The following is a 9,369-nucleotide window of genomic DNA, read 5'->3' on the forward strand; positions in this document are numbered from 1 at the left end:
CGGAAAACAAATGGCAACAATTGCCGCTTGAAATTTGGAACGATCTAAATTATTCGAAAGCAACGGTCCGAGGAGGAGACGAAAGCCGATGACAAGCCTGACGTTGCCACGCCAAGACGGCTCATTGGAGCACTACCGACTGACGGGAATCCCGCTCGAGCGGCCGAGCACCGCCCCAACCTTCAACCGCATCGCCTACGCCGCCGCCCATGTCGTTTCGGATCCGCTTCGCGATGCCGATCCCTGGGGCAATGCCGCCATCGACTGGGACCAGACCATGGCATTCCGCCATCACCTCTGGAGCCTGGGCTTCAAGATCGCCGAAGCGATGGACACGGCCCAGCGCGGCATGGGCCTCGCCTGGCCGGGCGCGCAGCAGCTGATCCGACGTTCCCTCGCCGAGGCGCGAAGCGTGCCGGGGGCCGACCTTGCCTGCGGCGCCGGAACGGATCACCTTTCACCTGCCGACGCACGCACGCTCGACGACGTGATTGCCGCCTATGAGCAACAGATCGGTTTCGTCGAGGGTGAGGGCGGCCGCGCCATCATGATGGCAAGCCGCGCGCTTGCCCGCGTCGCCCGCTCGCCGGACGATTATCGTCATGTCTACGGTCATATCCTGCGCCAGACGAAGGACAAGGTGGTGCTGCACTGGCTCGGCGACATGTTCGACCCGCAGCTTAGGGGATATTGGGGGTCTGACGATTTCGATGAGGCGCTCGACGTGGTGCTGTCGATCATCGCGGCCAATCGCGACAAGGTCGAAGGCATCAAGATTTCGCTGCTCGACAACGCCAAGGAAGTCGCCCTGCGCAGCCGCTTGCCTGAGGGTGTGCTCTGCTTCACCGGCGACGACTTCAACTATGTGGAACTGATCGAGGGCGACCGCGCGAAGTACAGCCACGCGCTGCTCGGCATCTTCGATGCGGTCGCTCCTTCCGCCTCCAAGGCGCTTGCGGCACTGGCCAAGGGCGATTTGGCCACGTTCCGCGGTGTGATCGAGCCAACCGTGCCGTTGTCGCGCAAGATATTCGAGGCGCCGACGCAGTATTACAAGGCCGGCGTCGTTTTCCTCGCCTGGCTGAACGGCCACCAGAGCCATTTCACCATGCCCGCAGGCATGCAGTCCGCACGTGGCCTCCTGCACTACACCGATATCTTCCGGCTTGCCGACAAGGCCAACGTGCTCGACCGACCGGAACTCGCTACCAGACGGATGCAGAGTTTTCTCGCGACCCTCGGCGTCGAACAGGCCGGCTGACAACGCAAGACGGCGCCCGCGCGGGCGCCGTCAATGACCGGGGCAGGGACCTCGGTGGATTGTCTCAGAACGTCGCCGTCAGGCTCATCCAGAAACGGCGGCCCTCCATCACCGTGTTGAAATCGGTCGGCTCGACCTCCTTGTCGAGGAGGTTGTAGACCGCCGCGTTCAGGGTCAGGCCTTCGCCGAGCGCATATTTGGTGCCGATGTCGACGGTGGCATAGGCGTCGTATTTCCGCCCCTGCTGGCCGTTGATCGTCACCGGCTTGCCGTTGGTGCCGATGCGCGCGCCGGCGGCGATCTCCTCGCCATGATAATTGACCGAAGCCCAGGCTTCCAAACCTTCGACCGGCGTGAACCAGTCGGCCCGAAGGTTGGCCATATGCTCCGGTGTGCGCGCCAGCGGGAAACCGGCATAGGTTCCGGTGTTCTGTTCGGAGTGCGTATAGGTGTAGCTGCCACGCAGGGTCAGATCCGCCGTCGCGTTCCAGGTTGCCGTCAGCTCGACGCCCTGGATGACGGCGTCGTCGATATTGTAGTTGTACCACAGCCGGTAATTCGGATCCTCGCTCCAGCGTACCGGGTTTCCGGCGGCATCAAGCACCAGCGAGTTGGAGATCTTGTCCTTGAAGTCGGTGTAGAAATAGGTGCCGCCGAGGATGACGTCGCCATTGTCCCAGATGGCGCCGATTTCATAGCTCGTGCTCGACTCCGCCTTGAGGTTCGGGTCGGCGATGATGACGCCGCAGGTCCCGGCCGGCCCATAGGAGCAACCGCCGCCGCCGGTCGTGTAGGCATAGCCCGGCGCGATGCTGCGAATGTCGGGCGCGCGGAAGCCGGTGGAGATGCCGCCCTTGACCGTCAGGGCGTCCGTTGCATCCCAGACGCCATAGAGGCGCGGGCTGAGGTGATAGCCATATTCCTCGTGGTGATCGAGGCGCAGCCCGCCTGTCAGCGCGAAGCTGTCGAGCATGCGCCATTCATCCTCGGCAAAGAGCGCCCGTTGCGTCGCCGAGAGTTTTTCGGTGAGCCCGGTGCGCCGTCCGGGATTCTGGTCGGAGAGCCGCGCTTCGAAGAACTGTCCGCCGGTCACCAGCATGTGGCTGCCGCCGAGGTCGAACGGGGTCGTGAACTTGCCGTCGATGACGGTGTTGCGAACCTCGGGCGCGCGTGCCTGCTTGGCGAAGCGGCCATCGGCCGGATTGTAGTTGTAGGTCCGCCGCTCCGCCCATTCCTGCAGGATCGAGAAGTCCGACGTGGTCGGTCCCCAGCGACCGGTATGGGAAAACGACCAGTGATCGCGATCATTGTCGTTGTAGGTACTGACGTCCCTCGGGCCGGAAGCGATCGTGTTGCCGACAGTGGCTTCGCGCCGCAGCCTCGCCGTGCCGCCCTCGAGGAAGAAGTCGTGGTCCTCATTCGGCGTATAGGCAAGCCGCGCCGTCAGATCGTGCTCGCGGGCGCCGGTGATGCCGGACAGGAACTTGTCCTCGCCGCGTTTCAGCCCGCGCCCCCAGATCTGCATGCCGAGCGTATCCTTCAGGATCGGGCCGTTGGCGTAGAATGACACCTGGCCGGAATTGCCGTAGCGCGAATGCTGCTGCACCGTCGCATCCGTGGTGATCGATCCGTTCCAAGTATCGGAGACCTTGCGAGTGATGATGTTGATGACGCCGCCCATGGCATCTGAGCCATAGAGCGACGACATCGGCCCGCGCACGATTTCGATGCGCTCGATCGCGGCCGCCGGCGGCACGAAGCTCTGCTCGAAACCGGAATTGCCGTTGGTGCGGGCGTCGCGCGTGCTCTGGCGCTTGCCATCGACGAGGATCAGCGTGTAGGAACCGGGCAGGCCGCGGATGAAGATATCGCGCTCGTTGGCAACACCCGTCACCGCAACGCCTTGAGCATCGCGAAGCGCGTCGGTCAGGTCGCGGAACGATCCTTTTTCCAGCTCTTCGCCGGTGACGACGGTGATGCTCGCCGGCGCGTCCTTGACGTTCTGCTCGAAGCCGGTCGCGGTGACGACGATCTGCTGCAGCTCCGTTGTCTTCGCCTTGTCCTTGGCTTTCTGCGCCTGCACTTCGATCGGCACGGTCAGCGCCGTGCCGGCAAGGCACGCATAGAGAAAGCGCTGCGATCGACCGAACGACCGTTGCTCGGGCCGGCGCCGGATCGGTAATGCGAATGTGCGCCGCTCGATGCCGCTATCCATCGCACCGCGTGCCCCAATGCTCATCTTTGTCCCCACAAATAACTTGAGTATCAAAGTCGACTTAGTTATTGGCGGGATAGCCGGTCAACGGCACTGTTTTAGAACCGTTCTAAATGTGAATGAGCGCAAAACACGGGCTTCGAATATGCTCGAACCGTGTTTGAGGGAAACGACAGCAATGAAGGCTCAGACGCAGGAGACTTTGCCCCCGCACGACCGCCAGACCGACATGCGCAAATTGCGCCTGCTGCTGGCGCTCGATGCGCTGTTGCGGGAAAGCAGCGTCAGCCGGGCAGCCGTCAGCGTCGGCCTCCAGCCCTCCGCCATGAGCCGATTGCTGTCCCAGTTGCGCGAGGAATATGACGACCCGCTGTTCCTGCGCACCGGCCACGGCCTGCGGCCGACGCCCTTTGCCGAAACGCTGAGATTGCGGGTGCGCGCACTTGCCGCGGAGGCGGAAGCTCTTTTCGAACCACCCGGCCGAACCGTGACGCCGGATCCGCAGGAACAGAGTGGTTGGGAGGGGGCTGGCTTGATCGCGGCGCCGCCGCTCGCCGTGCGACCGAGCCTGATGCTGGACGGCGAGCCGACGCCGGAAGCCTTTGCCGCCAAACTCGCGGGGATCGGCAGCGATGCAGCCCCGCAACGCCGGCTGGCCCGCAGCATTGCGACCATCGGCACCGGCGCCGGCCGCAGCCGACCCTTGAGCGAGGCGGAAGCGGAAGATGCGCTGATGATCATCCTGGCCGGGGAGGCAGACCCGGTACAGATCGGCGCCCTGATGGTGGCGCTGCAATATCGTGGCGCGACCGCCGTCGAGATCGCCGGCTTCGTGCGGGCGATCCGCCGCCATGTCGGCGCTGTCGCCGTCGGCAGCGGTGCGGCAGATCTGGACTGGCCCTGCTATCTCTCGCCGAAGCTCAAGACTGCGCCGTGGTTCCTGCATGCCGCGCGCCTGGTGGCAAGCGCCGGCTACCGCGTCATGTTGCACGGCCACTACGGCCAGGAGGGCGCCGAGCGCGGCAAGCTCGAAATCGCCGCCGCTCGCGACGGGATTGCCATCTGCGCATCGCTTGAGGAAGCCGATATCGCTTTGGCGACAACCGGGATTGCCTATCTGCCGCTACCGGCACTCTCGCCGCAGATCTATCGCCTGCTCGGCCTCTACGGGCTGATGGAAATGCGCACCCCGCTTGGCTCCGCCGTGCATCTGATCAATCCCGTGGGCGCGCGCACGAGCCTGCTTGGCGTCGCCAATTCCGCCGCCAGGACACTGAGCCGGGACATCGCCTTGCTGCTCGGCGTCAGGGACCTGACGATCCTCGGCAACACCCGCGACCATGCGGAGTTCACCCCCTATCGCCAGACGCCTTTGTTTCGGCTGGTCGCCGGCGAGGCCATGGACCTGGTGATTCCAGCCCTACCGGCGCCAGCCGCCGAAGCGCGCACCGGCCTCAGCACCCGGGAATATTGGGAGGCGGTCTGGACGGGGGCTGCCCGCGACGAACGCGCCGAGACGACGATCGTCACCACGGCAGCCGCTGCCCTTCTCAGTCTCGGCAACGCCTCGGACTTCGAGGCCGCCTGCGAAACGGCGCGTGCGCTATGGTCGGGCCGATCGCGCCAGATGGCACGATACAGCGCCGCGCATCAGATATGACGCCCAAAATGACGCCGTAACACTTTGAACCTGCTGCATAATTCTCTTCATAAATCGATTCCGATTTAAGGAATTATGCAGTAGACCCGCCGTCCGTCTCAGGCCGCCAGGCCCTTCTTGGCCAGCATGGCGTCCGGGCTCGGCAGCTTGCCGCGGAAAGCCTTGTAGGCATCTTCCGGATCGATCGAGCCGCCGACCGAATAGACGTTGTCCCTCAGCTTGCGCGCCATATCAGGATCGAAGGGATTGCCCGTCTCTTCGAAGGCAGCAAAGGCATCCGCATCCAGCACTTCCGACCACATGTAGGAATAATATCCGGCGGAGTATCCATCACCGGAGAAGACATGCAGGAAATGCGGGCTGCGGTGCCGCATCACGATCGACTTCGGCATGCCGATCTTCTCGAGCGTCGCCGCTTCGAGCGCCATCGGTTCACCCTGTGTTTCCGCCGTGTGATAGGCCATGTCGACCAGTGCGGACGACGTGAACTCGACGGTCGTGAAGCCGGAATTGAAGGTGCGTGCAGCAAGCACCTTGCCAAGCAGCGCCTCGGGCATCGGTTCGCCGGTTTGGTAATGCACCGCGTAGCGCTTGAGGATATCCGGCACCGTCAGCCAATGTTCGTAGAGTTGCGACGGCAGTTCCACGAAGTCTCGCGAGACGCCCGTACCGGAAACCGAGGGGTAGGTGACGTTGGATAGCATGCCATGCAACGCATGCCCGAACTCGTGGAAAAGGGTGCGCGCATCATCGAGCGACAGGAGCGCGGGCTTGCCTTCAGCGGGCTTGGCAAAGTTGCAGACGTTGTAGATGATCGGCAATTCGCCGACTGCGCCGTTCTTCAGCGTCAGCTTGTGCTGCGACTGGAACGAGCTCATCCAGGCGCCGGAGCGCTTCGACGAACGCGCGAAGTAATCGCCGAGGAACAGCGCCACAAGCTTTCCGGCTGCGTCACGGATCTCGAAGACGCGCACATCAGGGTGGTAGCCGGCAATCCCCTGCTTTTCCGTCGCGGTGATACCGAACAGGCGCTGGGCAACGTCGAAGCAGGCGTCGATGATCTTTTCGAGCTGCAGGTAGGGCTTCAGCTCGCCTTCCGAAAAGTCGAACTTTTCGGTGCGCAGCTTTTCCGCATAGTGGCGCCAATCCCAAGGCATGACGTCATGATTGCGGCCTTCCATCGCGATCAGCGTGGCAAGATCCGCCTCTTCCTCGCGGGCACGGGCAACCGCCTTTTCCCAGACCTGCATCAACAGGCCGTTCACGGCTGCCGGTGTCTTGGCCATGGTGTCGTCGAGCTTCAGCGCCGCATAGTTGGCGTAGCCAAGCAGCTTGGCCTTCTCGGCCCGCAGCGCCAGCGTTTCGGCGATATGGCCGCGATTGTCGGTTTTGCCACCATTCTCGCCGCGGGCGATCCAGGCGCGGAAAGCCTGTTCCCGAAGCTCGCGATTGTCGGAGAAGGTCAAAAACGGCTCGATGATCGAACGCGACAGCGTCACCGCATATTTGCCCTTTTCGCCGCGGTCGCTGGCGGCAGCGGCCATGGCGTCGCGCAGAAAATCCGGCAGACCGGCCAGATCCTCGTCACTCTCCAGGAAGAGCGCCCAGTTCTTCTCGTCGGCAAGCACGTTCTGACCGAATTTGGCGCCGAGGCCGGCAAGCGTCTCGTTGATCGCCGCCAGCCGTTCCTGCTCATCCTTCGCGAGCTTCGCGCCGGATTTGACGAAACCTTTCCAGTGCCGCTCCAGCACCCGCGTCGCCTCCAGATCGAGACCGAGGCTTTCGCGGTTCTCCCAGAGCGTGTCGATCCGCTTGAACAGCGCGGCATTCATGCCGATCTTGGAGTAATGCCGCGACATTTTTGGCGCGATGTCGCGCTCCAGAGCCTGAATGGTTTCGTTGGTATCGGCACCGGCCTTGTTCCAGAAGATCGAGGATATGCGCGACAGCGCATCACCAGCGATCTCAAGCGCAATTAAGGTATTTTCGAATGTCGGCGCATCAGCGTTTCCGGCGATTTCGTCGATTTCCGCCTCATGTGCCCGGAAGGCCGCCTCGAAGGCCGGCGCAAAATCCGTGTCCTTCACCAGATCGAAGCGGGGCAGGCCCTCATGTCCGGTCCAGGTCGTCAGGGCAGGGTTGAGCGGGGTACTCGCGGTCATGGAAGGTCCTTTCGCATGCGGATGCCGGCCAGAGACCGGGAGGGAACGCCCGTGAAGCCGGAGGCATGCCGGGCGGAAGAGCTTGAGGTGGTTGCTGGCGGCCTTGGCGTCAAGGCTTTGGCGTCACGGCTTGGGCATCACGGCTTGCGCAGACCGAGAAGGCCGGGGGCAGCGTGCCACACGGCCTGGACGGCAAAGCCGATGAACAGTAGGCCCGAAAGCCGGACGATCGCCAGCTCGTGGCGGCGATAGAAGCGCCGAACGACCGAAGCGCCGATGATGACGACCAGAATCAGGTCGGCAACGAGAAAGCCAATGAGCGAGACGCCGAGCAGCATCGGCAAGGAGTCGAATTCCAATGCGTTGGCGGAGCCGGCGAGCAAAGCGGTGAAGGTTGCGAGCGCCACCGGATAGCCCTTCGGGTTGGTCAGGCCGAAGATCAGCCCGCGCCGGAGCGGCCGCTCCACCGTGATCAGCGCCCTGTTTTCGCCCGTCGGCCGGGCGCGCAGGGCGGTCCAGCCGATCCAGCCGAGATAGAGGCCACAGAAGAGACCGAGAATGTCGAAGATCGTGGTGCCGACCGAGCGCGCGCCGACAATGGCAACGAGCGCAAGCGTCGACCAGAGGATATCGCCGGCGAGATGACCGCCCATGAACAGCGCACCGGCCTTGCGGCCCTGACCGGCACCGATGCCAAGCAGGGCGAGGAAGGCCGGCCCGGGAATGAGCGTGTAGGAGAGGGCGGCGAGAAAGGCACCGATCAGCAGCGTCTCGGACATGGCAGGTCCCCGGTTAAGTCAACGGCCATTCGATCCGCAGCCGGCGATTCCGTCAAGCGGAAAGGCGAGCGTGAGCGAACGCCAAAAGGGAGTCCGTGACAGAACCTTGCATTTGCTGGCGCGGCTGCCTCGTGACAGTCGGGTGTGTCGGCGACAAGACGCGCTTCGACGGAACATTGGCGGCGCGAACGGCGTGTTCTAGCAACGGAAGCCACCGACCCGGAGGTTGCCGAGGATGAGGGCATTGATGCTGGCGCCGAGAAGCGTCGCGATCTCGAGAGTGAACGGACGCATGGTCCTGACTCTTCCGTGCATGTGCGCTGATGGCTGCAAGTCGTGAAGGTGAGAACTCCACCCTTTCGGCCTGCGCGCTGTTTCTGCGGTAACGGGCGCGGGACAGGGATGTTGGCGCACAATTCTTTCGTCGCGATGATTTCCCTCGATACGAAGTTGCGCTAAGACGCGCGCGAGTTTTCCCCGCGAGAAGGACTTTCCATGACAGTGCGCAATCTCTTCCTTCTGCCCGGCGACGGCATCGGCCCGGAAGCCATGGCGGAAGTCCGCAAAATCATTGCCTACATGAATGCCGAGCTTGGTGCCGGCTTCGTGACGGACGAGGGGCTTGTCGGCGGCTCGGCCTATGACGCCCACGGCCAGGCGATTTCGGAAGGGGACATGGCCAAGGCGCTGGCCGCCGACGCCGTGCTGTTTGGCGCCGTCGGCGGTCCGAAGTGGGATGCCGTGCCCTATGACGTCCGTCCGGAAGCCGGTCTCTTACGGCTGCGCAAGGACCTTGAGCTGTTCGCCAACCTGCGCCCGGCCATCTGCTACCCGGCGCTCGCCGCCGCCTCGTCGCTGAAGCCGGAACTGGTCGAAGGCCTCGACATCCTGATCGTGCGCGAGCTGACCGGCGGCGTCTATTTCGGCGAGCCGAAGGAAATCATCGATCTCGGCAACGGCCAGAAGCGCGGCATCGACACCCAAGTCTATGACACCTACGAGATCGAGCGCATCGCCGGCGTTGCCTTCGAACTGGCCCGCAGCCGCAACAACCGCGTCTGCTCGATGGAAAAGCGCAACGTCATGAAGTCGGGCGTGTTGTGGAACCAGGTGGTCACCGAAACCCACAAGGCGAAATATTCCGATGTTGGGCTCGAGCACATGCTGGCGGATGCCGGCGGCATGCAGCTGGTGCGCCAGCCCAAGCAGTTCGACGTCATCGTCACCGACAACCTGTTCGGCGACATGCTCTCGGATGTGGCGGCGATGCTGACCGGGTCGCTCGGCATGCT

6 protein-coding genes are annotated in these 9,369 nt (G+C 63.5%); 3 read left to right on the plus strand and 3 right to left on the minus strand.

Features of this window, described 5'->3' with window-relative positions; translation table 11 throughout:
- Positions 1–88: 88 nt before the first annotated feature.
- A complete protein-coding gene (locus BC360_RS07345; RefSeq protein ID WP_065794738.1) occupies positions 89–1,261 on the plus strand; it encodes a dihydrodipicolinate synthase family protein in 1,173 nt (390 codons plus the stop codon).
- A gap of 64 nt (positions 1,262–1,325) precedes the next feature.
- Here the strand turns inward: BC360_RS07345 and BC360_RS07350 are convergent, their stop codons facing one another.
- Positions 1,326–3,500 carry a TonB-dependent receptor domain-containing protein gene (locus BC360_RS07350; RefSeq protein ID WP_244512679.1) on the minus strand — a complete coding sequence of 725 codons (2,175 nt, stop codon included), beginning with the start codon at positions 3,498–3,500 and terminating at the stop codon, positions 1,326–1,328.
- Positions 3,501–3,654: 154 nt separating this feature from the next.
- Here BC360_RS07350 and BC360_RS07355 point away from each other — a divergent pair, with 154 nt between their 5' ends.
- Positions 3,655–5,136 carry a glycosyl transferase family protein gene (locus BC360_RS07355; protein ID WP_065794739.1) on the plus strand — a complete coding sequence of 494 codons (1,482 nt, stop codon included), beginning with the start codon at positions 3,655–3,657 and terminating at the stop codon, positions 5,134–5,136.
- Positions 5,137–5,234: 98 nt separating this feature from the next.
- On the opposite strand, the gene BC360_RS07360 is transcribed toward BC360_RS07355, so the two are convergent.
- Both BC360_RS07360 and BC360_RS07365 read right to left on the minus strand, forming a co-directional pair.
- Complete coding sequence (locus BC360_RS07360) at positions 5,235–7,298, minus strand: M3 family metallopeptidase (RefSeq protein ID WP_065794740.1); 2,064 nt, start codon at positions 7,296–7,298, stop codon at positions 5,235–5,237.
- Positions 7,299–7,435: 137 nt separating this feature from the next.
- A complete protein-coding gene (locus tag BC360_RS07365) occupies positions 7,436–8,077 on the minus strand; it encodes a LysE family translocator (protein ID WP_065794741.1) in 642 nt (213 codons plus the stop codon).
- A 495-nt stretch (positions 8,078–8,572) separates the two neighbouring features.
- On the opposite strand from BC360_RS07365, the gene leuB reads away from it, so the two are divergent.
- Positions 8,573–9,369, plus strand: a 797-nt coding sequence (gene leuB, locus BC360_RS07370) for a 3-isopropylmalate dehydrogenase (protein WP_065794742.1), incomplete at its 3' end; no start/stop codon positions are given.

The sequence above is a fragment of the Ensifer sp. LC163 genome, assembly GCF_001695855.1.
Taxonomy (GTDB): domain Bacteria; phylum Pseudomonadota; class Alphaproteobacteria; order Rhizobiales; family Rhizobiaceae; genus Ensifer.